At 54.4% G+C, this 26,046-nt stretch carries 22 protein-coding genes; 1 reads left to right on the top strand and 21 read right to left on the bottom strand.

The genetic code is table 11. The features are described from left to right. From fliI to sucC, 14 genes are all read right to left on the bottom strand, one after another. Complete coding sequence (gene fliI / locus DQX05_RS18065) at positions 1–1,329, bottom strand: flagellar protein export ATPase FliI (RefSeq protein WP_119794903.1); 1,329 nt, start codon at positions 1,327–1,329, stop codon at positions 1–3. Then, positions 1,319–2,167 carry a FliH/SctL family protein gene (locus DQX05_RS18060; RefSeq protein ID WP_119794902.1) on the bottom strand — a complete coding sequence of 283 codons (849 nt, stop codon included), beginning with the start codon at positions 2,165–2,167 and terminating at the stop codon, positions 1,319–1,321. Before DQX05_RS18060 ends, fliI begins: the two co-directional genes overlap by 11 nt. Then, entirely contained in the window at positions 2,160–3,173 is a 1,014-nt protein-coding gene (fliG, locus tag DQX05_RS18055; protein WP_119794901.1) for a flagellar motor switch protein FliG, read from the bottom strand. The genes DQX05_RS18060 and fliG overlap by 8 nt, the downstream gene beginning before the upstream one ends. Before the next feature lie 5 nt (positions 3,174–3,178). Next, positions 3,179–4,762 carry a flagellar basal-body MS-ring/collar protein FliF gene (fliF, locus tag DQX05_RS18050; protein ID WP_119794900.1) on the bottom strand — a complete coding sequence of 528 codons (1,584 nt, stop codon included), beginning with the start codon at positions 4,760–4,762 and terminating at the stop codon, positions 3,179–3,181. 40 nt (positions 4,763–4,802) lie between these two features. Beyond that, complete coding sequence (gene fliE, locus DQX05_RS18045; protein ID WP_119794899.1) at positions 4,803–5,120, bottom strand: flagellar hook-basal body complex protein FliE; 318 nt, start codon at positions 5,118–5,120, stop codon at positions 4,803–4,805. Between the two features lie 51 nt (positions 5,121–5,171). After that, a complete protein-coding gene (gene flgC / locus DQX05_RS18040; protein ID WP_119794898.1) occupies positions 5,172–5,627 on the bottom strand; it encodes a flagellar basal body rod protein FlgC in 456 nt (151 codons plus the stop codon). Positions 5,628–5,636: 9 nt separating this feature from the next. After that, entirely contained in the window at positions 5,637–6,041 is a 405-nt protein-coding gene (gene flgB / locus DQX05_RS18035; protein ID WP_119794971.1) for a flagellar basal body rod protein FlgB, read from the bottom strand. Positions 6,042–6,399: 358 nt separating this feature from the next. Beyond that, complete coding sequence (gene hslU / locus DQX05_RS18030; RefSeq protein WP_119794897.1) at positions 6,400–7,797, bottom strand: ATP-dependent protease ATPase subunit HslU; 1,398 nt, start codon at positions 7,795–7,797, stop codon at positions 6,400–6,402. A 41-nt stretch (positions 7,798–7,838) separates the two neighbouring features. Further along, the gene (gene hslV / locus DQX05_RS18025) at positions 7,839–8,381 is read right to left on the bottom strand and encodes an ATP-dependent protease subunit HslV (RefSeq protein ID WP_006286690.1); all 543 of its coding nucleotides are present in this window, start codon (positions 8,379–8,381) and stop codon (positions 7,839–7,841) included. A 111-nt stretch (positions 8,382–8,492) separates the two neighbouring features. After that, positions 8,493–9,848, bottom strand: a complete 1,356-nt coding sequence (trmFO, locus tag DQX05_RS18020; RefSeq protein WP_259392092.1) for an FADH(2)-oxidizing methylenetetrahydrofolate--tRNA-(uracil(54)-C(5))-methyltransferase TrmFO — start codon at positions 9,846–9,848, stop codon at positions 8,493–8,495. Positions 9,849–9,890: 42 nt separating this feature from the next. After that, entirely contained in the window at positions 9,891–11,981 is a 2,091-nt protein-coding gene (topA, locus tag DQX05_RS18015) for a type I DNA topoisomerase (RefSeq protein WP_119794895.1), read from the bottom strand. A gap of 28 nt (positions 11,982–12,009) precedes the next feature. After that, positions 12,010–13,128, bottom strand: a complete 1,119-nt coding sequence (gene dprA / locus DQX05_RS18010; protein ID WP_119794894.1) for a DNA-processing protein DprA — start codon at positions 13,126–13,128, stop codon at positions 12,010–12,012. 755 nt (positions 13,129–13,883) lie between these two features. After that, complete coding sequence (sucD, locus tag DQX05_RS18005; RefSeq protein ID WP_119794893.1) at positions 13,884–14,828, bottom strand: succinate--CoA ligase subunit alpha; 945 nt, start codon at positions 14,826–14,828, stop codon at positions 13,884–13,886. Positions 14,829–14,855: 27 nt separating this feature from the next. Beyond that, the gene (gene sucC / locus DQX05_RS18000) at positions 14,856–16,016 is read right to left on the bottom strand and encodes an ADP-forming succinate--CoA ligase subunit beta (RefSeq protein WP_119794892.1); all 1,161 of its coding nucleotides are present in this window, start codon (positions 16,014–16,016) and stop codon (positions 14,856–14,858) included. A gap of 414 nt (positions 16,017–16,430) precedes the next feature. Between sucC and DQX05_RS17990 the strand changes: the two genes are divergently transcribed. After that, positions 16,431–17,969: a YifB family Mg chelatase-like AAA ATPase gene (locus tag DQX05_RS17990; RefSeq protein WP_119794890.1), complete on the top strand. Its 1,539-nt coding sequence runs from the start codon at positions 16,431–16,433 to the stop codon at positions 17,967–17,969. Positions 17,970–19,579: 1,610 nt separating this feature from the next. Here DQX05_RS17990 and DQX05_RS17980 read toward each other — a convergent pair. The 7 genes from DQX05_RS17980 to rplS form a co-directional block, all read right to left on the bottom strand. After that, complete coding sequence (locus DQX05_RS17980; RefSeq protein ID WP_119794888.1) at positions 19,580–20,032, bottom strand: YraN family protein; 453 nt, start codon at positions 20,030–20,032, stop codon at positions 19,580–19,582. Then, positions 20,025–20,345, bottom strand: coding sequence for an EscU/YscU/HrcU family type III secretion system export apparatus switch protein (locus DQX05_RS17975; RefSeq protein WP_119794887.1), 321 nt, complete (start codon positions 20,343–20,345; stop codon positions 20,025–20,027). The genes DQX05_RS17980 and DQX05_RS17975 overlap by 8 nt, the downstream gene beginning before the upstream one ends. Then, on the bottom strand, positions 20,342–22,288 hold the full coding sequence (locus DQX05_RS17970; protein ID WP_119794886.1) for a DNA ligase: 1,947 nt from the start codon (positions 22,286–22,288) through the stop codon (positions 20,342–20,344). The genes DQX05_RS17975 and DQX05_RS17970 overlap by 4 nt, the downstream gene beginning before the upstream one ends. 96 nt (positions 22,289–22,384) lie before the next feature. Then, entirely contained in the window at positions 22,385–23,047 is a 663-nt protein-coding gene (locus tag DQX05_RS17965) for a ribonuclease HII (RefSeq protein WP_119794970.1), read from the bottom strand. A gap of 944 nt (positions 23,048–23,991) precedes the next feature. Then, complete coding sequence (gene ylqF, locus DQX05_RS17955; RefSeq protein ID WP_119794884.1) at positions 23,992–24,882, bottom strand: ribosome biogenesis GTPase YlqF; 891 nt, start codon at positions 24,880–24,882, stop codon at positions 23,992–23,994. A gap of 36 nt (positions 24,883–24,918) precedes the next feature. Then, positions 24,919–25,542, bottom strand: coding sequence for a signal peptidase I (gene lepB, locus DQX05_RS17950; protein WP_119794883.1), 624 nt, complete (start codon positions 25,540–25,542; stop codon positions 24,919–24,921). Between the two features lie 137 nt (positions 25,543–25,679). Next, the gene (gene rplS / locus DQX05_RS17945) at positions 25,680–26,021 is read right to left on the bottom strand and encodes a 50S ribosomal protein L19 (protein WP_087441463.1); all 342 of its coding nucleotides are present in this window, start codon (positions 26,019–26,021) and stop codon (positions 25,680–25,682) included. Positions 26,022–26,046: the final 25 nt, after the last annotated feature.

Here is a 26,046-nt window from a genome sequence, read left to right as displayed (position 1 = left end):
TCATCCTCCTGGAAATTGCATTAATAATCGTTCAATCGTCTCGTTGTAAGGAGCACTTTCATCGACTCTCTGCTTCGTGAACGCATGAATGTCATCTATAAATTCAAGTGCTTCGTCTATGGCGGGGTTGCTTCCCCGCTGATATGCGCCGATATTAATCAAATCCTCAGATTCGCGGTACACGGCGAGAAGCCGCTTCAGCTGCTCTGCCGCCAATTGATGTTCGCGGGGCACGATATCCTTCATCACCCGGCTCACACTGGCAAGAATATCGATCGCGGGAAAATGTCCTTTGTTCGCGATATTCCGGTTCAGGACGATATGACCGTCCAAAATCCCGCGCACGGCATCGGCAATCGGCTCGTTCATGTCGTCTCCATCGACGAGAACCGTATAGAAGGCTGTAATCGAGCCTGACGGTCCTGTTCCGGAGCGCTCCAGCAGCTTCGGCAGGCTGGCAAAGACGGAAGGCGTATATCCCCGGGTCGCAGGAGGCTCCCCGATAGCCAGTCCGACTTCCCGCATCGCCATCGCGTAACGGGTTACCGAATCCATCATAAGCATTACGTTCATGCCGCGGTCCCGGAAATATTCCGCAATCGTGGTCGCGATCAGCGCGCCCTTGATGCGGACCAGCGCCGGCTGATCCGAAGTCGCGACGACAACGACCGACCGCGCCAGCCCTTCCGGACCGAGATCGCGCTCAATGAACTCCAGCACTTCGCGGCCGCGCTCGCCGATGAGGGCGATCACGTTCACATCGGCCGCCGTATTGCGCGCGATCATGCCGAGGAGGGTGCTCTTGCCTACCCCGGAGCCGGCGAATATGCCGACGCGCTGACCATTGCCGATCGTCAGCAGACCGTCGATCGCCCGTACGCCGACGCCGATCGGATCCAGCACACGCGGCCTGGCCAGCGGGTTGGATGGAACGGCCGTCGTCGAATAGCTGGACATCCGTGTCGGGAGGAAGGAGCCGTCAAGCGGCTGTCCCAATCCGTCCAGCACTTTCCCGAGCAGCTCCGAACCGACCGGAACGGTCAACGGTTTCCCGGTGCCCACGACATCACAGCCCGGACCTATCGCCTGCAGCTCTCCGAGCGGCATCAGGAGCACCTTGTTGTCGCGGAATCCGACAACTTCCGCCATCAGCGGCTTGCTCCCCTTGGTCGGGTATATATAGCAAACTTCTCCTACACTCGCGTCAGGGCCTTCCGACTCCACGGTCAGACCGATAACCTGCGTCACTTTGCCATTGACGCGGACCGGGTCGATTTGGGACAAGTAGTCGACATATTTCTCCGTGTTCCATCTCACCTCATGCGTCATGGCCACTCTGCTCCTCATGCTGCATCGCTACCTGCATCAGCGCTTTTTTAATCTCCGCCAACTGTGTGTCAATCCGCGCATCGATGCTGCCGAGCGCAGACCGGACGACACATCCCCCGTCGTTCACGCTGGAGTCCGGGATAATCTGCAGTTCTGCTTGTGAGTCGACCACCAGACTGAGCTCTTCCCTTGCCGCATGCACATAGGCGAACTGCTCGGGTGAGACACAAAGCGTGATCGTTCCGCTTTCCCGCTTGCGGGACAGCGTCTTGCGGGCCAGTTCCAGCACAATCTCCGGTTCGACAGACAGCTGCTTCTGAATGATCTTCTCTGCAACTGCGCAGCTGAGAGAGACAACGAACGGCTCCGCCTCCTGGATTAACTGTTCCTTCGCCTGATAAGCTTGGCGCAGCACTGCCTCGGCTTCCGCGATTTTCCGCTCGTACGCTTCCTTAATCTCTTGCTCCGCGCGCTCTATGCCTTCCCGATATCCGGTCTCATAGCTCTCGTTCCGGGTAGATTCGATCAACTGCTCGTCCTGCCGGCGCCGTTCTTCCCACCATGCTTCTATCTGGCTTTGCGCTTCTTCCTTCATCCGCTCCGCCTCATCGGTCGATTGCCGGAGATGCTCCTCAGCGAATGATTGCGCATCATCAAGAATCGATTGCCTCAGCTCGGCCAGCTGTTCATCCTGGCTCAGCAGCGTCTCCCGGGTCAACGGCTCCGGCGCTGCCGCAGCCTCCTCTTCGGTCCGCTGCTGCTGATGACGCCGCACCGCTTCAATCAATCTCATTTGCTCCAGCGGAACATATTGAGTCGATTTGATGACATTAGACAACGATATCATCTCCTCCGCCGCGTGCGATGATAATCTCACCCGACTCTTCTAAGCGGCGAATCGTCGACACAATCCGCGTCTGCGCCTCTTCCACGTCGCGCAGCCGAACCGGTCCCATAAACTCCATTTCTTCCTTGAACGTATCGGCCATCCGCTTGGACATGTTGCGGAAAATCGCTTCGCGCACTTCCTCGCTTGCCACTTTGAGCGCAAGCTGCAGGTCGGCATTATCAATATCCCGAATGATGCGTTGGATAGAACGGTTGTCGATATTGACGATATCTTCGAATACGAACATTCTCTTCTTGATTTCTTCCGCCAGCTCCGGATCCTGAATTTCCAAGGAATCCAGAATCGTGCGCTCAGTACCGCGGTCGACGCCGTTCAAAATCTTGACGACCGACTCGATTCCGCCTGCGCTTGTATAATCCTGAGTCACGGTCGACGACAGCTTCTGTTCCAGCACGCGCTCGACCTGGCTGATCACTTCCGGGGACGTGCTGTCCATTAAGGCAACTCTGCGCGCCACCTCGGCCTGCTTCTCCTGCGGAAGGGAAGACAGGATCGTCGATGCCTGCTCCGTCTGCAAATAAGAAAGCACGAGAGCGATGGTTTGCGCATTTTCATTCTGAATAAAGTTGAAAATCTGCGACGCCTCCGCCTTGCGCGCAAAGTCGAACGGTCTGACCTGCAGCGTGGCGGTCAGGCGGTTGATAATATCGACTGCTTTCTGCGAGCCCAACGCCTTCTCGAGAATTTCCTTGGCGTAACCGATGCCGCCCTGGGATATGTACTCCTGCGCCAGGCAGATTTGATGGAACTCGCTCATCACCGACTCTTTTTCCACCGCATCCACCTTGCGAACATTCGCAATTTCCAACGTTAATTGTTCGATTTCCTCATCCCGCAAGTGCTGAAAGATTTGGGCTGACACCTCAGGTCCGAGCGTGATGAGCAAAATCGCCGCTTTCTGTCTGCCGGTCAAGACTCCGCTTCCTCTTGTCACGTTGCTCACCTCGATTCGTCAACGAGCCACGTACGCAGCAATTTCACAAACTCTTCCGGCTTTTTCTTCGCCAGCATTTCCAATTGCTTGCGCACCTGATGCTCGCCTGTCAGATTCTCTAAATCAATGGATGGAAGCTCAACATGAGTAGGAAGCGGAGACAGCTCGTCCGCATAGACTTCTTCCGTTCGTCTGCGGCGGCGGACGACCGCATAGGCAATTCCGCCTACGACAACTAGTAATGCAAGCGCACCCGCGCCATACCAAACCCAGTTCGGAACCGTGCTGGCAGTGGCTGTTCCCCCATCTTTAGCACCATTTTGGGTAATAACTGAAACTTTTTGTGTCAATTCTTCGTCTGTATATGTAGCACCTGAATCTTTTAACTGTGCGGCGACGATTGAACGAAGCACCTTTTCAATCGCATCGATTTGGGTAGGCTCCATATTGTTCGCGTCAACCGCTGCGTGTATGGTCAGATCTTTTACGGCATACGGACTGGACTCAATCAGATTTTTGATGCGGTTCACGTCATAATTGATCGTCCGCTGGCTTTTCTCGGATGTCGTATCCCCGCTTCCCGAAGCGGAAGGATAGTTCGGTACTTCGCCGTCTCCGACGCCTGCGACGCCGCCATTTTGCGTGCCTTTGCCGCTATAGGATTCCTGCAGCTCCTGGACGCTGATTTCGATTCCTTTCATCTCCTCCGTATTAACCGGGGTGACAAGATCTTCCTGCTTTTGTACTTTATCGAAATTCAGCTTTGCGGATACCAATACGCTTACTTTGTCCGCTGGTACATAGGCGCCAAGGAATTCTTGTATTTTCATGCGGATATCATTCTCATACTTACGCTGAATCTTGAGCTGCTCATCCACCTCGCCGAAGATGCTCTTGGACGCGCCGCCTTGCGAGTCGGAAGCGAACATGGGCCCTTCATCGCTCGAGATGGTGATATCGTCAACCGCCAAGTTGGGAACCGCGGTCTTGACCAGATTGTAGTATCCGTCGACCGCCGCCTGATTCGGCTGATATCCGGGCTTAAATTTCAACACAATAGAGGCCGACGCCTGCTCCTGCTCTGGTGTTGCGAAGACCGTCTCCTTCGGAAGATTAATAATGGCCTTGGCGTCTTGAACACCATTCATTAGGCGCAGCAATCTTTCGATTTCGCCGTTGAGGGCGTTCTTGTAACGAACATCGAATACGTTGTCCGTCATTCCGCCCATCAGTCCGTCGGCGCCGAACGATTCGAAGCCAATGGAACCGTTCTTGACGATGCCCTGAGCCCCGATGTCGACCTTAACTTTTGCTGCCGAGGCGCTGGGTACGGATATTTTGCTGCCGTCGCCGCTGAGCTCGTACGGGATCCGGTTCGAATTCAGATATTCTATGATGCCAGCAGCATCATTCGCGTTAAGATTTTCAAAAGCAAGCTCATACTCGGTTTTTGTCAGCTGTGCCGTTAAAATAGCAATAGCCAAGATTACAAATGCGATCGTGGACAGCAGAAGGATTTTCTGCTTTTTACTGAATTGATTCCAGTATTGGGTTATTCGATCCCGATACCGGCCAATGGTTTCATTCACTTCACGTCACCCTCCAGAACGATGTAAGACACTACCGCTGTTACATTTGCATGCGCATAATATCTTGATACGCTTCGATGACCTTGTTGCGTATTTGCGTCGTCAATTGCAGGCTGAGCAGCGCACGTTCGGAGGCAATCTGAAGCTGATCGACATCAACTTCGCCCAATATAAACTTGTCGCCCATCTCATGGACTTGCTTCTCTTGTGCATCAACTTGCTGAAGTGCATTCGTAAGAAAATGACTGAATGCCTTGGTCACTTCAGCCGGTGTGTCGGCTTTCGTCGTTGGAGATATCGCCGCCGGTAATGTCGCCGGAGATGTCATGCTCAATGGAATCATCGTATTTTGTATCATTTGTTTTCCCCCTGTGGCAATGAACGGCTCTTGTTAGCAAGCAGGCTTGGACTAGCCTTTGCCAATCTCCAATGCCTTCATAATCATGGATTTGGACGCATTCAGCGCCGTTACGTTCGCTTCATAAGAGCGGGTGGCAGAGATCATGTCGACCATTTCCTTCATGATGTCGACATTTGGCATGTAGACATTTCCTTGCTCGTCCGCGTCCGGGTGGGACGGATTGTAGACGATTTTATACGGCGTTGAGGTATCTTCCTTAATCTGGGACACCTTGACCCCATTGGCATTGCGCTGGCCCTGCATCGCTTCTTGCAAGGTCTGCTTGAAGGAAGACTCCAGGGGCGACATGACGACAACCTTGCGCGTATACGGAACGAACTTCCCGTTGACATATTGCGCGCGCGTCGATTCCATATTCGCGATATTCGAGGAGATGACGTCCATTCTCAGGCGCTGGGCCGTGAGTCCGGACGAGCTGATGTTGAAGCTGTTAGAAATATTCATACGGTACCGTTACCTCCTTACATCCATACCGGTTCGAAGCATGTTGATGTTATGGTTCAACTGTTGAATAAGCGTATAATATTTCAATTGATTTTCGGCCTGAAGCGCCATTTCCCGGTCAATGTCAACATTGTTGCGGTCATTCCCCATCACCGTGCTCTCATCCTGCACTACTTGCGGAGCTGGCACTCCGTTCGAAGGTCCGATATAGAAATGCCGCGGATCAGTGCGGCGACCGACAAGACTCCCGCCGGTCATCTGATCACGAAGCAGCGACTCGAACTGTACTTCGGAGCGTTTATAGTACGGCGTATCGACATTCGCCACGTTCGCGTTGATCACATTCTGCCGAGCCGTGGAAGCTTGCATCGCGCCCTCCAGCCGCTGCATATGTACGCCGCTCAACAAGTTCACAATCATCCCTCCTGATTAGTTAAAAATTCACATATAAACACATATTCTCTACTTGCGACGTTTCTCCTTCTCTTTCGACAAAAAACTTAGTTCTTTTGCCCGATCCTGTCGAACTATGGGAGGGGATTTCCATAATCCAATAAATCTAGCTGATTATTCAATGAAAATGTTGAGTAATCATCATTTTTTGACAGAAGAAGATAATTAACGCCATACTTATCATCTTAAACTTTGGGTTATAACACAATAAGAAAAAAGCCCTATCTTTGGACTAAAAGTCAGGGCTTTTTTTTAATATTTTGTCGAATGGATCCCCTCGTTGGCTGTAGTCCCAAAAAGGGGAAATTTCGCATGATTTTTATAGGATATACTGGCTCAGGTCCCGGTTTTGCGCGATATCGGACAGCTTCTCCCGCACATACTCGGGCGTAATCCGGAATTGATCGAGCGTCAGCTCTGGCGCTTCGAACGACAGATCCTCCAGCAGCTTCTCCATAATGGTATGCAGGCGCCGAGCTCCGATATTTTCCGTATTTTGATTGACATCGGCCGCAATGCGGGCAATTTCCCGTATCGCATCATCCGTGAATTCAATCTGGATGTTTTCCGTCTTCAACAATTCGACATACTGCTTCGTCATTGCATTCTTCGGTTCCGTCAGAATCGAGACAAAGTCGTTCAGCGACAAGCTGGTTAATTCGACACGAATCGGGAAACGTCCCTGCAGCTCGGGAATGAGATCGGACGGCTTCGCGATATGGAACGCTCCAGCAGCAATGAAGAGCACGTAGTCCGTCTTCACAGGCCCGTACTTGGTCATGATGGTGGAACCCTCTACAATCGGCAAAATATCGCGCTGAACGCCCTCACGGGACACGTCAGGCCCCGATCCGCGCCCGCTGGAGGCAATCTTGTCAATCTCATCGATAAAGATGATGCCCGACTGCTCGGCACGGCGAATCGATTCCTGAATGACGTCATCCATGTCGATGAGCTTCGCGGCCTCTTCCTGGGTCAACACCTTCCTTGCTTCCTTGATCGTGAGCTTGCGCTTCTTCATCCGCTTCGGAATGAGGCTGCCGAACATTTCCTGCATATTCATGCCCATCTGCTCATTGCCCGGGCCGGACAGGAAATCGAGCATGTTCGGCGCCGCGTCCTCGACGTCGATCTCGATGGTGTCATTCTCGAGATTGCCTGACAGCAGGTCGAACCGCACCTTTCTCCGCTTTTCCTGCAATCCGGGCTCTGGCTCCTTCTCCTCCTGTTGCGCATGGGACTGGTTTTGGCCGAATAGCATTTCGAACGGATTGCGCTGCGATTTGTTTTCCTTGGAGCTAGGGGCTAATATTTCTACGATTCGCTCATTCGCCATCTCTTCCGCTTTATCTTTGACTTTCTCGGTGCGCTCCAGCTTAACCATGCGGATCGCCGTCTCCACCAGATCGCGGACCATCGACTCGACATCCCGTCCGACATAACCCACTTCCGTAAATTTGGTCGCTTCCACCTTCACGAACGGAGCATTGACGAGCTTCGCCAGACGGCGGGCAATCTCGGTCTTCCCTACACCCGTCGGTCCGATCATGAGAATGTTTTTGGGGACGATCTCATCCTGGATCGACTCATCCAGCAGGCTGCGCCGGTAGCGATTGCGAAGCGCGACAGCGACGGCCCGTTTAGCCATTTTCTGTCCGACGATATACTTATCCAGTTCCGTGACTATCTGCCGTGGTGTCCATGCTTGTTGATTCATCTTATCCCTCCACCCGTATCTATCGTAGCTCCCTTATTCCGTTACAGCTCTTCGACAACGAGATTATCATTCGTAAATACGCAAATTTCTGCCGCTATATGCAAGGCGGCTTCAGCCATTTCACGCGCGGACAGATGCGTCGAATGCCGCTTGAGGGCACGGGCCGCCGCCAGCGCGAACGATCCGCCGGAGCCGATGGCAATCACTTCGTCATCCGGCTCGATGATTTCTCCACCGCCCGAAATGAGCAGCACATGCTGCGCGTCCATCACAATCATCAGCGCCTCCAGCTTGCGAAGCACCTTATCCTGGCGCCAATCCTTCGCCAATTCGACAGCTGCTCGCTGCAGGTTGCCATGATGCTCCTCCAGCTTCCCTTCGAACTTCTCGAACAGGGTAATGGCATCGGCGACCGATCCGGCGAATCCCGCCAGTACCTGGCCGCGGTACAGACGCCGCACCTTGCGCGCATGCTGCTTCATAATCATATTGTTCCCAAAGGTTACTTGACCGTCTCCCGCAATGGCGGCCTGCCCGTTATGTCTTACGGCGCAGATGGTCGTGGCATGAAATTGATATTCCACTGAAGCTCAACCTCCTGTCTATTATTCATCGGCTAGGACCATAGAATCAATAAATGAAAAGGAAACGGCACCGTTCCGTGGCGATCCGCTTCCTTTCCGCTGCACAAACTATTATGTGTTGAACAGACCCGATTCGTCCCGGTAAGCCTTCAAAGAATGGAGAGCGCGATGGGCCAGCGCTTCGTTCTTCTCTTTTTTGTTGCGGATCCGCTGCCCAAGCGGCGGAAAAAGGCCGAAATTGGCGTTCATCGGCTGGAAATGCTTAAAATCGGCTGTCGTAATATAACGCGCCATGCTTCCGAGCGCCGTATCCTCCGGAAGCAGGACCGGTTCGTTCCCTATGGCATAACGGGCCGCATTCAAGCCAGCCAGCAGTCCCGAAGCAGCCGATTCGACATAGCCCTCCACCCCGGTCATCTGCCCTGCAAAGAAAAGCGACGGACGGCCCTTGAATTGATAGGTCGCTTCCAGGAGCTTCGGCGAATTGATGAAGGTATTGCGGTGCATAACGCCGTAACGGACGAATTCCGCATTCTCCAGGCCCGGAATCATTTGGAACACCCGCTTCTGCTCGCCCCATTTAAGATGGGTCTGGAAGCCCACCATATTATAGAGCGTACCCGCAGCATTGTCCTGACGGAGCTGGATGACCGCATACGGCGTCTTGCCTGTGCGCGGATCCGTCAACCCGACGGGCTTCATCGGCCCGAACAGCGCCGTCTGCTTCCCGCGGCGCATCATGATCTCAATCGGCATGCAGCCCTCGAAATAAATCTCCTTCTCGAACTCCTTCAATTCCGCCGTCTCGGCCGTAACAAGCGCCTCGTAGAACGCATTGAACTCTTCCTCGTTCATCGGGCAGTTCAAATACGCCGCTTCTCCCTTGTCATAGCGGGAAGCCAGGAACACCTTGCTCATGTCGATGGAATCCTTCTCCACGATCGGCGCAGCCGCATCGTAAAAATAAAAGTATTCCTCATCCATCAGCGACTTAATCTGGTCGGACAATGCCGGGGATGTCAGCGGCCCGGTAGCAATGACGGTAATTCCGTCCTCCGGAATCTCCGTTACTTCCTCATTGCGGACATCGACGAGCGGATGCTCGCTCAGCAGCCTTGTAATCTCCCCGGAAAATCCGTCCCGATCGACGGCCAACGCGCCTCCGGCCGGAACCGCATGCTTATCCGCCGCTTGCATAATAAGCGAATTCATAAGCCGCATTTCTTCCTTTAATACGCCCACCGCGTTGCTTAGTCCGTTCGCGCGCAAGGAATTGCTGCATACCAGCTCCGCGAACTGGCCTGTATGATGGGCCGGCGTCTGCTTCACCGGCCGCATCTCATAGAGCGTCACCGCAACTCCCTGCTGCGCAGCCTGCCATGCCGCCTCGCTGCCGGCCAAGCCCGCACCGATAACGGTTACTCTCGGCTTATCCATCTGTCTTACATCCCCCTCGGTTGCCTGCACCTGCTGCAGTATCCCTTTATTTCATCGTATGCTTGCCCACGATTAGTCATCCTCGTTGTCCTGCAACATTTCATGATGATCGCACTGCGTGCACTGCAGCTTCGTTCCTTGCTTGCTCCGCTTCTCGACCATTAAGCTGCCGCAGGACGGACATGGCTTGACCGATGGCCGGTCCCACATCACATAATCGCAATCCGGATAACGATCGCAGCCGTAGAAGACGCGTCCCTTCTTGCTGCGGCGCTCGACCAGCTTGCCTTCCTTGCACTTCGGACAGGCTACGCCCGTATCCTTCACAATCGGACGCGTGTTGCGGCAATCCGGAAATCCGGAGCAGGCCAAAAATTTGCCGAAGCGGCCCATCTTGTACACAAAATGGCGTCCGCACTTCTCGCATATTTCATCGGACACTTCGTCCTCGATTTCGACTTCCTTCATTTCTTCCTCGGCAACCTGAAGCCGCTTCTCGAACGATTCATAGAAATCGCTGAGCACCTGCACCCAGTCCTGCTGCCCCTCTTCCACATGGTCGAGATCTTCCTCCATATGGGCGGTGAATTCAGCATCCAGAATCTCGGGGAAAAACTCCTCCATCAGCTGGATGACCAGTTCGCCCAGCTCGGTCGGAACGAATTTCTTCTCCTCGATCGCTACATAGCCTCGCTTCTGGATCGTCTCCAGTGTTGGGGCATAGGTGCTCGGTCTCCCGATGCCAAGTTCCTCCAGCGTCTTCACCAGTCTCGCCTCGGTATACCGCGGCGGCGGCTGAGTGAAATGCTGCTTCGGTTCGATCGCTTCCTGCTTGAGCTTATCGCCCGTCTTGAGCGGAGGAAGCAATTTGTCATCCTCGACCGTGCCGTCGTCGTTCCCTTCGACATAGACCTTCATGAACCCGGGAAAGCGCACCTTGGAGCCGTTGGCGCGGAATGTAACGTCTCCCGCCTGCAGATCGACCGTCATTGTATCCATAACGGCGGACGTCATCTGGCTCGCCACGAACCGTTCCCATACAAGCTTGTAGAGGCGATGCTGATCGCGGCTGAGGAACGGCTTCATCTGATCCGGACTGCGCAGCACGGACGTAGGGCGAACCGCCTCGTGCGCATCCTGCGCATTGGCGGCCTTCTTGGCATATTGCCGCGGCGTCTCCGGCACATATTCCGTACCGAACTGAGAGCCGATATATTCCTTAGCTTCCTCTTGAGCCGTCGGCGATATCCGCGTCGAGTCTGTACGCATATAGGTGATGAGACCGACCGTGCCTTCCTTGCCCAGGTCCACCCCTTCATACAGCTGCTGCGCAACGGACATTGTCTTAGCCGCACGGAAATTCAGCTTCCGCGCAGCTTCCTGCTGCAGCGAGCTCGTCGTAAAGGGAGCGGACGGATGGCGAAGCCGCTCCTTCTCTTTCACCTCAGAGACGACAAAGGCCTGCTTCTGCAGTGCTGCCAGCACTTCATTCACTTCGGCCTCGTTCGCCAGCTCCATCTTCACACCATTCATGCCGTAGAACTTGGCTTCGAACTTGGACTTGCCTGCTTCCAGCTTGGCGGTTATCGTCCAATACTCTTCCGGGATGAAGGCGTCGATCTCATTCTCACGGTCAATAATCAGCTTCACGGATACCGACTGCACCCGCCCTGCTGACAGCCCTTTCTTCACCTTCTTCCATAAAAGAGGGCTGATCTTGTACCCGACCAGCCGGTCAAGAATGCGTCGCGCTTGCTGGGCATGAACAAGGTCCATATTGATTTGACGCGGCGATTTGAACGCATCCTTCACGGCCTGCTTCGTAATCTCATTGAAAACGACGCGGCAGGCTTCCGTCTCATCCAGTTCGAGCGCATGCGCCAGATGCCAAGCGATCGCTTCTCCTTCGCGGTCGGGGTCAGCCGCGAGATACACTTTTTTCACTTTCTTTCTTGCATCTTTCAATTCTTTGAGCACGCTGCCCTTGCCGCGAATCGTGATGTACTTCGGGGCGAAATCTTGCTCTATTTCAACGCCCATCTGGCTTTTGGGCAAATCACGCACATGTCCCATAGACGCTTTGACGATATATTTGCTGCCTAAATATTTCCCGATTGTCTTCGCCTTCGCAGGCGACTCGACAATGACTAATGAATCCGCCATAGGCGCACCCTCCTCTCCAATCTCCTCTTCATATCCATATCGAATGGTATACGGCTCCCTGGGCCTCCCGAACTCTCTGTTTTAATTGTAAGGATAACAAAATTCGATGCAGCTCCGCAAATGGGAGGCCGCTCGCAAGGAGCAGTTCCTCAAATGTACTGCCTTCCAGGCGAATCAGTTCGCATATCCGGCGCTCCTCCTCGGTGAGCGGTTCGCTCTCGGTGAAGCCGACCGTTCCATTATTGTACGGCAAAGTGACTGTTGTCAACCGCGCCTTCAATTCTTCCATTATATCTTCGGCATGCGCAATCGGTCTGGCCCCATTCCTCATGAGAAATAGCGGGCCCGCCGATTTGGGCGACGTAACGGGCCCCGGCACGACAAAAACTTCCCTAAACGATTCCGTCGCAAAATCCGCGGTGATAAGCGCGCCGCTGCCCATGGCAGCCTCCACGACGACCGTGCCGAGCGTCAGGCCGGCAATTATGCGGTTGCGCCGGGGGAACAAGCCGGGATGAGACGGGGTGCCAAGCGGGTATTCGGTGATGACGATGCCGGATTCGGCGATTCGTCTCGCCAAGTTCGCATTCTCATATGGATAGATGCGATCGAAGGCCGTACCCATCACTGCAGCGGTCCGCCCCTGGATGAGAGCGCCTTCATGACTGCAAGCATCGATGCCTCTGGCCAATCCGCTGACGATAAGGAACCCGGCGCATCCTAACTGCTCGGCCAATTGAAGGGCGACCTTCTTGCCATAGACGGTAGGATTGCGCGTTCCTACAATAGCAATCGCATCGGAGGACAGAACGGTCCAATCCCCTTTCCCGTACAATATCCAAGGCGGCTGCGGAATCTCCTGCAGCAGCGGAGGATAGCCTTCATCCCAGCGGGTAATCCACTCAATCTTAGCGGTATTTGCCAGCTCCAGCCTATCTTCCAGCCTGTCTGCCCGGAAGCCTCCCGCAAGCTTCCTCGCCATCGAGGGCTTTATCCCTAATTCTGCCCAATCCGATGCCGGACGGTTCAACCAATCTGCCAACCCAGTAAATCCGACGCGATCCCCTAACGCGCGAATCGTATGCCAGCCGATACCAATGATTTCATTTAACGCAAACACGAGCTCCCGTTCCGTCCAATTGCCCATTTCAGCAACTCTCCTTCACTTTCCGGGAAGCATGCTGTCCGCTTCCCTTATTTTGCTTGAGATAAGATCAGAATGCAAGCATGACCTACGCTTTCTTTGCAATATCTGGGTAAAAAGATATTATTAAGCAATTCATTCGCGGTCATTGTTGGCTACGGCTCATGTGTCCAGGACTTGTATACCCGAGACTCGCATATCTGGCTGAACTAGTTTGTTCCGCTGCGCGGTTCGTGTAGTCCGCCCGGTCGATCCGGGCGGTGCTGTTCGCTCAGTCCACTTGGTACATCCGGGCGGTGCTGTTCGCTTAGTCCACTTTGTACATCCGGGCGGTGCTGGTCGCATGCCCACCCAGTTGGGGCAGTCCGCACACTGATGTCCAGTTGGCACAATTCGCCCAATTCGCTTAGTCGAGTTGAAATCCTGCAAATCTACATCAATTTCCACCATTTGACTTCGTACTTGGTAAAATTACTGCAAAAGTGCATCTTTTACGCTAATTAGTTCGCATTTTTATCGAAAGATGCTGAATTCCTGCACTTTTGCAGGAATGTGAAGACGACCGTGACACCCTGCGACAAAAAACTGCAGTTTTACAGGATTTTTGGGTACCTCGGTGTTTCTCCTGACAACTCAAGCCGGGTGAAGTACTCCAAGGATATAAAAAGCAAAGCAACCTTCCTCCGCTCGAAATCGTTCGAACTTAAGAAAGGTTGCTTACCTATCGCTTCAATATATATGGATAAATGTAAGTATGATTAAGCTTGTGTCTGCGGCTGTGTCGTGCATTGCTCAATCAGGCCGCGTTCTTCCAGCACGGATACGAGTGTGCTGCCCATTTCCGCTGGCGTCGGCGCCACCTTGATGCCGCAGGCTTCCAGCTTGGCCGTCTTCTCGGCAGCCGTGCCCTTGCCACCAGAAATGATCGCACCGGCATGGCCCATTCGCTTGCCCGGAGGCGCAGTAGCTCCTCCGATGAAGCCGACGACCGGCTTCTTCATGTTGGCCTGGATCCACTCGGCGGCTTCTTCCTCGGCCGTACCGCCGATCTCGCCGATCATAATCACGGCATACGTATCCGGATCTTCATTGAACATATGAAGCACATCGATGAATTCCGATCCTTTGACCGGGTCTCCACCGATACCGACAGCTGTCGACTGGCCGATGCCGCGCGTCGTCAATTGATGAACCGCTTCGTATGTCAACGTTCCGCTCCGGGAGACGACCCCAACATGCCCTGGAGTATGGATGTAGCCCGGCATGATGCCGATCTTGCATTCGCCCGGCGTAATGACGCCCGGACAGTTCGGACCGACAAGGCGTGTCCGCTTGCCTTCCATATAGCGTTTCACCTTGACCATGTCGAGTACCGGAATGCCTTCCGTGATGCAGATAACCAGATCGATCTCCGCATCGACGGCTTCCATAATCGAATCCGCCGCGAACGCCGGTGGCACGTAAATGACGCTCACCGTCGCACCGGTCTCGTGCTTCGCTTCGATGACCGAATTGAAGATTGGAAGCGAGACGATGTGCCCGTTGTCGAGCTCGATGTCGATCTTCGTTCCGCCTTTGCCCGGCGTTACGCCGCCCACCATATTGGTTCCGTATTCCAAGGCCCCCTTCGTATGGAACATTCCCGTCGAGCCCGTAATCCCTTGCGTAATAACCTTCGTATCTTTATTAATTAAGATGCTCATCGCTCATTCATCTCCTCGTCGACAAAATTATTGAACCAAAGCGACAATTTTCTGCGCTCCATCCGCCATCGAGTCCGCCGCGACAATGTTCAATCCCGACTCGTTCAGGATGCGCTTGCCGAGATCGACGTTCGTCCCTTCCAGGCGGACGACGAGCGGACGATCCAGTCCGATTTGCTTCGCAGCTTCCACGACGCCGTTCGCAATGACGTCGCAGCGCATAATGCCGCCGAAGATGTTGACGAAGATTCCTTTTACTTGGTCATCCGACAAAATGATCTTGAATGCTTCCGTTACCTTGTCTGTCGTGGCTCCGCCGCCTACATCAAGGAAGTTGGCCGGTTCGCCGCCGTAATATTTAATAATATCCATCGTCGCCATCGCAAGTCCGGCGCCGTTCACCATGCAGCCGATATTGCCGTCCAGCGCGATGTAGCTCAAGTCGAACTTGGATGCTTGAATTTCCTTCTCGTCCTCTTCGTCGAGATCGCGCAGCTCTTGAATGTCCTTGTGGCGGAACAGCGCGTTGGAGTCGAAATTCAGCTTCGCGTCAAGCGCCATCACTTGTCCGTCGCCGGTTACGACCAACGGATTAATCTCCGCGATGGAGCAATCCTTCTCAACGAACGCCTGATAGAGCGCCAGCATGAATTTGACAGATTTGTTGACCAGTTCTGCCGGAATATTGATCGCATAAGCGAGGCGGCGCGCCTGGAACACTTGTAGGCCGACAGCCGGGTCGATGACTTCCTTGAAAATTTTCTCCGGAGTCTTCTCCGCCACTTCCTCGATCTCGGTGCCGCCTTCCTCCGAAGCCATCATCACGACGCGGCCGGTTGCACGATCAACTACGACGCCGACATAATATTCTTTCTTGATGTCACAGCCTTGCTCGATGAGCAAGCGCTTGATTTCCTTGCCTTCCGGGCCTGTCTGATGCGTTACCAACACTTTGCCGAGCAGTTCCGACGCGTATGTGCGCACCTCGTCCAGGTTCTTCGCAATCTTGACGCCTCCCGCCTTGCCTCGACCGCCTGCATGAATCTGAGCTTTCACCACGACAACGGACGTTCCGAGCTCCTTCGCCGCTTCAACGGCTTCATCTGCCGTAAAAGCAACCTTGCCGTTCGGAACCGCAACGCCGTATTGCTTCAATACTTCCTTGCCTTGGTACTCATGAATATTCATTGTGCATCCCCCTAACCCATCGTTAGCCTCTTAGGCCGTGTAGCGACGCGTAGCCATTGGAGCCGGTAGCATGATAGACCGTATCAGCTGATAGAACCTGCTGTACTCTCCGTCTCCTGGCGCGGCCGTGAACGCGGAACCGCTTCCATCGCTTCGAAAACGCGTTCTTCCGCGGAAAATATATACAGTCCTCCAATATTGTATCATGTTTCAAAAACGCTTTCCTCTCTAATTCGAGCAGAAAGGACATTTTTTTGATATCATTATCATCTATTAATGAGATGAATCTCATATCCATTGACGGAGGAGCTGGCATACTCCTATAATATTAATATATTTAGGGACGATAAGGAAGCACCTTTCCCCTGCATCCGGCCTTTGCGGCCACGATAATGGAAGGAGAGGTGTTTTTACATGTATGGAAAATTGTGGAGTGCATCGATATGCGGTGTCGACGGTCGGCTTATCCATGTCGAAATCGACATCTCGCCAGGGTTGCCGAACGTGAATCTTGTCGGTCTGCCCGATGCGGCGGTCCGCGAATCGGTCGAGCGGGTCCGCGCGGCCGTCCGCAACAGCGGCTGGAAGTTCCCGCTTGCGCGAATCACTGTCAATCTTGCGCCAGCCGACGTGCGCAAGGAAGGAACGTCCTTCGATATGGCGATCGCTGCAGGGCTTCTGTGCACGAGCGGGCAGCTGCCATCCGATCCGCTGCGCGACATGCTGCTAGTCGGGGAGCTGGCGCTGGACGGATCGACCCGGCCGGTTCCGGGTATTTTGTCGCTGGCTGATGAAGCTCGCAAGCAAGGTTTCAAGCGGATGCTCGTTCCTTCCGACAATGCGGAGGAAGCCGCTCTCGTCGAAGGGCTGGACATTTATCCTCTGCGCCATCTGCATGAGCTGCTCCAACTGGAGGACCTCGCCCCTTGGTCTGCCGTTGCTAATTCAGGAACGCCACGTCAGGGAGAAGGGGAGCACGTACTATCGAATCGTGCTGAAGACTACGCCGATGTATTTGGACAGCTTCATGCGAAGCGGGCCCTCGTCGTGGCTGCTGCCGGCATGCACAATATATTGCTGACGGGGCCGCCGGGCACCGGGAAGACGATGCTCATCCGCCGACTCCCGACGATTCTGCCTCCGCTCAGCGACGACGAAGCCTTGGAGGTGTCGAAGCTGTACAGCGTATCCGGCAAATGGGATCGGGCGGACGGCGGCCTGATACGGGAGCGCCCATTCCGGGCTCCGCATCACTCCATCTCCTCCGCCGGCCTGATCGGCGGAGGCTCGATTCCGAAGCCAGGTGAGGTCAGTCTGGCTCATCACGGAGTGCTCTTCCTCGACGAGCTCCCCGAATTCCCACGGCAGGCCTTGGAGGTGCTCCGGCAGCCTCTGGAGGAGCGGCATGTCACGATCGGACGGGCGCGGGCGGTATACCGTTTCCCCGCCCATTTCATGCTAGCCGCCTCCATGAACCCATGTCCTTGCGGGTATAGCTCGTCATCCGAGCGCGATTGCCGCTGCACCCCGATGCGGCTGGCCCAATATCGCGCCAAATTGTCCGGACCGCTGCTCGACCGGATCGATATGCAGGTCGAGGTGCCCCGCTCACCTGTCACGGACTGGAAAGGGCCCTCTTTGTCTTCCGCTGAGATGCGTTCCATGGTGCTTCAAGCTCACCAGCGCCAAGCACAGCGCTACGCAGGCTTGAAGCTACGCTTCAACAGCGAGCTGTCCGGCTCCCTGCTGCGCCGGCACTGCGCGATATCGCCGGAGGCGGAGCAACTGCTGCAGCAGGCTTATGATCAATTGGGATTAAGCCTGCGGGCCCACGATCGGCTCTTGAAGCTCGCACGGACGATTGCCGATCTGGAGGAACTGGATTCAATCGGTCCCGCCCATGTCGCGGAAGCGATTCAATACCGCTCGCTCGATCGGCGCAAGGAGGGGTAACTTCTTACGCAACTTTGCCTCTGTATGCCGCATTCCGCGAGGGGCGCTGAAAATAAAAAACGCCGCTCTCATCCCCCAAGGGGAGCGAGCGGCGACAAACTCTTTGAACACAAGTGCTTAGTCACATTTACTGCATACCAATTGCATAACGAACTGGAGACCACAACCAGACCAACAGCTACACAGTATGGTATTGAAACCTATGAACATGTTTCGCTGCTGGCTTACAATCCAGCGCAGATGCTGTTGGTGTGGCTAACAACAGAAAATGCATCACTTATAAAGGTTTTGTCTGATTTCTCCTGAGCATCAACGTTGTATTTTGAAATTCCTTTTTCAGTCTCTCTTAATCTTGTTTGTTTCCATTTTTGAGTATTTCAACATCTGCTTTTGTGCCTTCAAAAACCAAGGTAAAATACTTGGTTTAAAGTTCTTCCAACTCATCTTTATTGAGCCCAGTAAAAGCCTGATGCTCAGAATTGTTAAAAATTCGCTTCTTATATTTTCAATAACCTGAACATCTCTAATTTCACGAACCTGATTTTTATTTAATCCAATATTTGCATTTATTGTATCAATATCATCAAAGCTTACTTTAGCACTAGGTGCCTTAGAAGGCTTAATAGGTAAAACAAGCTGACTATCTGCGTAAATTAAATTTGGTTGAAAACATCATCGAAAAATTAATACAAGAGAAATCATTACCTTAGACTATAATCTTAAAAACCACATATAGACGCCACATCGATATCCCCTCCCAATTTTAATTTTTCCATATAAAGTCATATTTAATATGCATATTATAGGTCACTTTATTTATTTTCAGTTTTCATTTTTTTGTAGTAGTACTCATTTACACAGAGAAGAATAAAAATCATAGGAGCTATTATTTCCTTTACATCAAAAATACCATCAAATAAGAAACTCAATGTGTATGCAAATATACCGAATAACAGTGCTCTAACCAATATATGTGTTTTCATTTCCGGTTACCTCCATTCAAACAACGGAATTTTTGGGCTCATTACCGCAATTTATTATGGAGCTTGTCTAGGCATATATGATCAGATAGCTAGCAACACAGCACTTTTAGCTAGTACTTTGATTATGAGAGATTTTAATAGGGAACTACCACCGCAGTAAAAAGCTTAATTGAGGAAATTAGCAAGGAGATGTCGATTAACATGATGTCATATCGGTACTTTACCACTTGGATATGCATTAAAATATTCCATAACAACCCTTTTAAGAGAATAAAACATTAAACCCCCTTAAAAGCAAACGCTTTTTATTATGTATAAATCGCAATCACTGTTTGACCAATTCAGAGATTAATGATGACGCAGCAGCTCCGGTTAAACGGTAACGGATCGTTCGATCTACTTATGTGCATTATAAATCGCCGAGAACTGCTCAGTTGGTTCGGAAAAGTAATTCTTAGTGGCCACTTTCATTTCCAGATTTTTTTACGTTCTTCTTTCTACTGTTCTCCCTGACCCTAGTACTCTTAATTTCGTTACGTCTACAATTCAGGTCTCCCCATCAAAGTGTTGGCGAAACGATCCGGTACTTGTCCAAGCAACATGCGGGATCATTCTCAGCTAAACGCCTCAGAATGCATTGCGAAACACGGTAATATCCGGGGGATTGGAGGGGTGTCCACCCAGGGCAACTGCAACAGCGTCGAAGCGGATCTCCGCTTCATGGAGCCGATACCGGTTCACGTACACTTCGGCCACGGCTCTTACCCTGTGCTGCTTCCGCCAATCAATCGCTTCGGCCGCCTCCTCCGCTCCGGCAAGGCCGCATCGACTGCGAACCTCAACAAAAACCCAGCAGTTGCCGTCCCGCGCGATGATGTCAATCTCGCCCGTGCGGCAGCGCCAATTCCTGTGAATAATGCGATAGCCGAGCGCTTGAAGCCGCTCGGCTGCCATCCGTTCCGCGGCAGCCCCCTTCTCCTTCCGGTTGAGGCCGCCGCTCCGTTTTTTCACGATCTGCTTATTTTTCTCGGTCCGCTTATCCTGCTTGAAGCTCCCTGCGCCGCGGCGGAACTCATTCATGACGCTTCCACCCTTTCTCCGCCCGTTGATCGGTCCGATAGATGAAGGTCAGCACTTCGGCGACCAGATGATACAGTTCGGCCGGAATCTGCTGGTCGATGTCCAGCTTGGAGAGCACCTCCACCAAGGAAGCGTCCTCCTGGATCGGCACGCCGCTCTCCTTCGCCTTCTCCAATATCTGTTCGGCGAGCTGTCCCTGCCCTTTGGCAACGATAACCGGCGCCTCATGCTGCTCCGGCTTGTAAGACAGCGCCACCGCCGTCTTCCGTTGATAACGCCCGGATGTCCGGGATGCTGCTTCCGGGTCTTTCATATTTTGATATCTACCCCTTTGTACGGCTGAAGCGCATAATCGTCCATATCAATCTCGGGCCGGTTCTTCGGCTCGTCCACCTTCGTGTCCGGCATCGGCAAAATGCGGAAGGCCGACAATTGATAACCGATTCGATTCATCGCTTCTTCCACCTCGCCGCGGAATCCGCCCAGCCATTCTCCGATGGCCTCATCCGTCTGATGAATATGAAGCGCCACGGCCTGTTCCACGACCTGAACGTCGACGAGCGTCCGGCCCAGCGCCTTCATGTTCAGATCGAACCAGAGGCGGCAGTTGTCCGACTCCAGCTCGCCACGGCGGCTCTGCCGAGATTGAATGTGGACAGCGGCCGTCTGCTGGCCGTCCGGCGTTACGAGCGGCACGAACAAGGTTACATGCGTGAACGGCGCTTGCCGGTCGCTTGTCAGAAGAAGCTGCTGGCCCGTAATCTGATGGACCAGCTGCTGCGCCGCTTCGCGCACAGCCGGCGGTAACGCCTCGCTCTGGAGGAGCTGAAGCAGCGCGCTCTTCAGCGACTCCGCCGGCGCGGCAGTCGTCTGGGCCGCGCTCTGCTGCGGCGGCGCCTGAGCCGCTTCCGGCGCTGTGGCGGCCGCGGCACGCGCTGCGGCTCCAGGCTCGGCGGCCGGAGCCTTCTCCGGCGTGCCGCCCGACGCGGGCACTTGCGTCGCTTGAGGGCGCGCTGCCGCCTCCGGCGATGCAGGCGTTCCCGGCATCGCCGGGGCCTGCGCCGCTGCGCTTGAAGCCGCGCCAGCCGCTGGTGGCGCGGCTGAGCCGGGCTGCGGCCGGACGGCGGTGCTCTCCGCCGACGCGCCGCGCCCCGGGACGCCGTCACCTTGCGGCGCCCCACTGCCTGCGGCCGTCATCTCCAGGACGGCTGCACGGTGCACCTGCTGCTCATGCGGCACGCCGAGCAGCTGCAGCAGGCGCCCAATCCAGGCGCCCCCACCCGCGGCGGATGTCTGGCCCGCCGCACCGGCAGCCGCAGCTCCGCCTTCGCCCCCAGTGACGGCCGTTGCGGCCACAGGCCCAGCCGCTGCAGACGCCGTTAGCGGAGTACCTGTGGCAGCCGTCCCGGCAGCGGGGCCGCTGCCGGCATTCGGGGCGGCGTTCACAGCTGGCGAACTGCCTTCAGGGGATTGCCCCGCAGCCGATGCAGCCTGCGCCGCCGGGTTCCCGCCCGTGGCGGCGGGAGCTGGCGTCTGGCCGTTCGGCCCGGCGCCGGGAGCGGAGTCCATTCGCGGAAGCGACGCCATAATGTCGCGCACCAGCGCCTGCGCTTCCCGAAGTGGAGCAGCCCAAGGAGTTGCCACTCCTGCCGGTCCTCCTGCGCTCCGGGCAAGCGCAGCCTCGCCCGCACGCTGAAAGCCGGCAAGCAAATCATTGAGCGGCTTGCCGAACATCGCCTGCTGCAGGCCACGCAGCGTCTCGCCGCTCAACGGCAGCTGGCGGCGCAATGCAAGACCGGCCGCCTGCATCCACTGCTCAGCCGGAACACCCTGAGGCTTGGCGGCTAATGCCTGCGCTAGCCGCGAAGCAAGCTCCTTCGTCAGCGGCACACCGCCCTTCTGCAGTTCGTGGAGCAGTCTTCGCGCCCAGCCCTCGTCCGGAAGGCCGGATTGCTTCAACGCTTCCTCTATCGAGGGCAGTTGAGCAAATGCAGGACCGTCAGCCGCCTTCAGCATGATCATGCCGTCCGCCTGCTGGCCCTGCACTTGGAGCCAAGCCGTCTGCCCCGGGCGCATTGGCGTATCAAGCACAGCGCGCACAGGCACCCCGTTAATCTGAATGACAGCCTCGCGTCCGTTCTCGGCCACACTAGCGACGGTGCCGCGCACCACTTGGCCGCTTTTCAATTCTAATGTCCGCTGCTCGCCAGGTCTCGCCTCCCCAACCAAGCCGCGCACCATCTGCGAAATATTCACAGGCCAACCCCCGTTCCTCAAGAACAATATACTTCTATATCGGCAGACGGAGGCCGGAATATAAGCCGGTCCAGAGGCCATTGGGCCCGTACATGCTTAGAACAGGCTCAACTGCTCCTCCTCCGGGAAGAGCGACTTCAGGAACGACTTGCGGTGCATCGGCGACGGACCAAGCCGTTCCAAATGCTCGCGATGCAGCTTCGTTGCATATCCTTTATGTACGGCAATGCCATAATCGGGGTAGAGCTCATCCCACAAGCCCGCACACAGCCGATCGCGCGTTACCTTGGCGATAATCGAGGCGGCCGCAATGGATTGACTGTTCGCATCCCCCTTCACAATCGCTTCCTGCGGCAGCGGGCAATCGATGCGCTCCGCGTCGATCAGCAGCATATCGGGACGGATGCCGAGCCCCTCGACGGCCTGCTTCATAGCCAGGCGCGAAGCCTGCTTAATATTAATGCGATCAATGGTAGACGCGTCGACCTGCGCAACAGACCAAGCGATCGCGCATTCCGTTATCTCTTCGTAGAGCGCCTCCCGTTTTTTCGCCGATAGCTTCTTCGAATCATTTATCCCTTCAATAACGACACCCGCGGGCAGTATGACGGCCGCCGCGACTACATCGCCGAACAGGCAGCCTCGCCCGACCTCATCAATGCCGGCCACATACTGAAGCCCTTCCTCCCATAACCGCTTCTCCCATGCGGTCAGATCTATCGCTTCAGCTTCCGCATCCACTGTCTTGCGCTGACCCATTATCTTCCCCTCTTCCTGCATTTCACTCGCCTTGTTTTCTCCTCAACTTATTCCTTATCCGCTCCGGTTGGCAGAGCATCCCGTAACGCTCGTATCTAACATCTATCTATACGCCAAATAACGACATATGTTCTGCTAATGGAATAATCCCCCTCCCGAATTGGAACTTGCTTGCCTCCCTTTCCATGCAGATGACTTCCCTTCGAGTGCTGGTGAGCGGCCACATCCCCCGGCTGTTCTTTTGGCCAATATCCCAACGAGTCAGGTTGCTTCTTGCCCTCTCCCATCCTTTCACCCATTATCCCTCTCCGTCAGATTTTCTAAAGCGCCGCTTCTTTCAAATATTCAAAACTAGTAGCCGAAACTCCGACTGGAATTGCATAAAAAGTGCTGCTAGCTTACCTATTTCTAACCTAAGAGGAGAGTGCTAATAAGAGCTCACACGCGTTCCCTGACCCGACGGGAGATTGTACATAAGAAGCTCCACACACATGTTCCCTGACTCGATAGGAGATCGTACATAAGAAGCTCTCCACACCTTCACTTCCCTGACCCCATGGGAGACTGTACATAAGCAGCTCTCCACACACGTTCCTGACCGGATGGGAGATCGTACATAAGCAGTTCCCTACACATTCATGGTCTCCTGACCCGACGGGAGAGTGTACATAAGCAGCTCCCCACACACGCTCCCTGACCCGATGGGAGATTATGCATAAGCAGCTCCCTATACATTCATGGTCTCCTGACCCGACGGGAAATTGTCCATAAGCAGTTCTCCACACATACAGTTCCCCTGACTCGATGGGAGAATAGCTGCCTACGTCAACACTGCGCCTTCTTCACTGTTGGCCGCAAGGAAATAGGCAGCGGGCGACGACGTCGTGCCGCAGATCAAAAAAACGCCGCGCGTCCGATAAATCGGCGCATACGGCGCTTTCCGTTCAGTTCCCGTTCTCATTGACGAGGAAGGAGTACGGCTCCTCGAGCGTAATCCGGCCCAACTTGCCTCCGCGCAGATCGCGCAGGATGAGGCTTGAGGCTTTCTCCAGATTGATGCGTCCGCCGGCCATCAGACATCCTCGCTTGCGTCCAATCACTTCCATTATCTCGACAATCTCATCCTGCTCCCGGCCGCCTTCCGGCGGAATATCGAGGCCGTAGCGTTCATTGAGGCGATCCCGGTACTGGTCAGCCAGTTGCTTGATCGCATAGAACGCGATATCTTCGACATTCAGTATTTCATCCTTGATCGCTCCGGTCGCCGCGAGCCGGTAGCCGACTTCCTGGTCCTCGAACTTAGGCCACAAAATGCCCGGCGTATCGAGCAGCTCCATCTCGGAGCCAACCCTGATCCACTGCTGCCCTTTGGTGACGCCCGGCCGATCGCCGGTTGCCGCCACGCTGCGGCCAGCCAGCTTGTTGATGAGCGTCGATTTGCCGACATTCGGTATGCCGACGATAAGCGCCCGTACCGGACGCGGCTTCATCCCCTTGGCGATCTGGCGCTGAATTTTCTCCTCCAGCAGCTTCCGGGCCTCGCCGGGTATCTGGGCGACGTTCGTGCCTGTCGAGGCGTCGATCGCGAGCGCGGCATGGCCTTCGCCACGGAACACCTGCAGCCAACGCGCATTCATGTCCGGATCGGCCAGATCCGCCTTGTTCAATAATATGAGCCGCGGCTTATTTTGCAAAATGTCGCCAATCATCGGATTGCGGCTGGACATAGGCAACCGCGCGTCCAATAGCTCGATGGCGACATCAATGAGCTTGAGCTTCTCCTGGATCTGCCGCCGGGCGCGTGTCATATGCCCGGGGAACCATTGGATAGTCATCGGCATCCACCTCCTGATGATTCAGTCTCTGCCTGCCTAGTGGTGTTGTACAAGCTTCGCATGCGGCAGCGGCCAGAAAATAACATCCGCTCTTCCGATGACGTCCTTCAACGAAATAAAACCAAGCATGCGACTATCCGTGCTGTTATTCCGATGATCTCCCATCACGAAAATATGCCCTTCCGGCACCGTGTTCTTTTGAATCAGATCATTCGGGAAATCGCGGTCATTGTACAGCTCGCCATTTTTATGGGCTTCGTCCAGCGCTTCTTGTATGTAAGGTTCCTCAACCTTATTCCCATTGACGTACAGATCGTCGCCGCGGTATTCAATCGTATCCCCGGCCACGCCGATAACCCGCTTAATCAAATCGCGATTCTCCTCCGGTACGTGGAAGACGACCACTTCCCCGTGCTTCGGTTCGCGAAAATCATACAAAACTTTATTCACAATAAGTCGCTCGCCCGTCCAAAAATTCGGTTCCATGGAAGGACCGTCTACGATAAACGGAGCAAATAACAGCCATCGCACGATGACGACGAGCACAACGGCGATCGCAATCGCTTTCACCCACTCCAGAAGCTCGTTTTTCGCTTGCGGCTTTTTGGTTGGCGGCTCTTCCGCCGCATTCGGTTGCATCATTTGGTCGTGTTGATCCATCGGCAGTGCCCCGCTTTCCTCGAATTGCTGCTATGCAGTCATATCATACGCTATCGGCAGGCGAACATGCAAGCTTCGACCACTTACGTGGACTAAAATAGCAAAAGGGGCTTGCAGCTAAGCAAGCCCCCGTTTCCTTAACGGATTTCTTTGATTCTCGCTGCTTTACCGCGAAGTTTGCGAAGATAATAAAGCTTCGCACGACGCACTTTACCACGGCGAGCCACTTCGATTCTATCGATTTTAGGCGTATGAAGCGGGAACGTACGCTCAACACCTACGCCGTAAGAAATCTTACGAACGGTGAATGTTTCGCTGATTCCGCCGCCACGACGCTTAATGACCACACCTTCGAACAACTGGATACGCTCGCGAGATCCCTCGATAACTTTTACATATACTTTCAAAGTATCGCCGGGACGAAAGCTAGGAATATCCTTGCGAAGCTGGTCTTGCGTAATCGCTTGAACGATATTCATCTTGGACTCCCTCCTTCCACACAGG

This window comes from Paenibacillus thiaminolyticus (genome assembly GCF_003591545.1).
In the GTDB taxonomy this organism is placed as follows: Bacteria; Bacillota; Bacilli; order Paenibacillales; family Paenibacillaceae; genus Paenibacillus_B; species Paenibacillus_B thiaminolyticus_A.
This window is presented reverse-complemented; position numbering and strand designations above follow the sequence as displayed.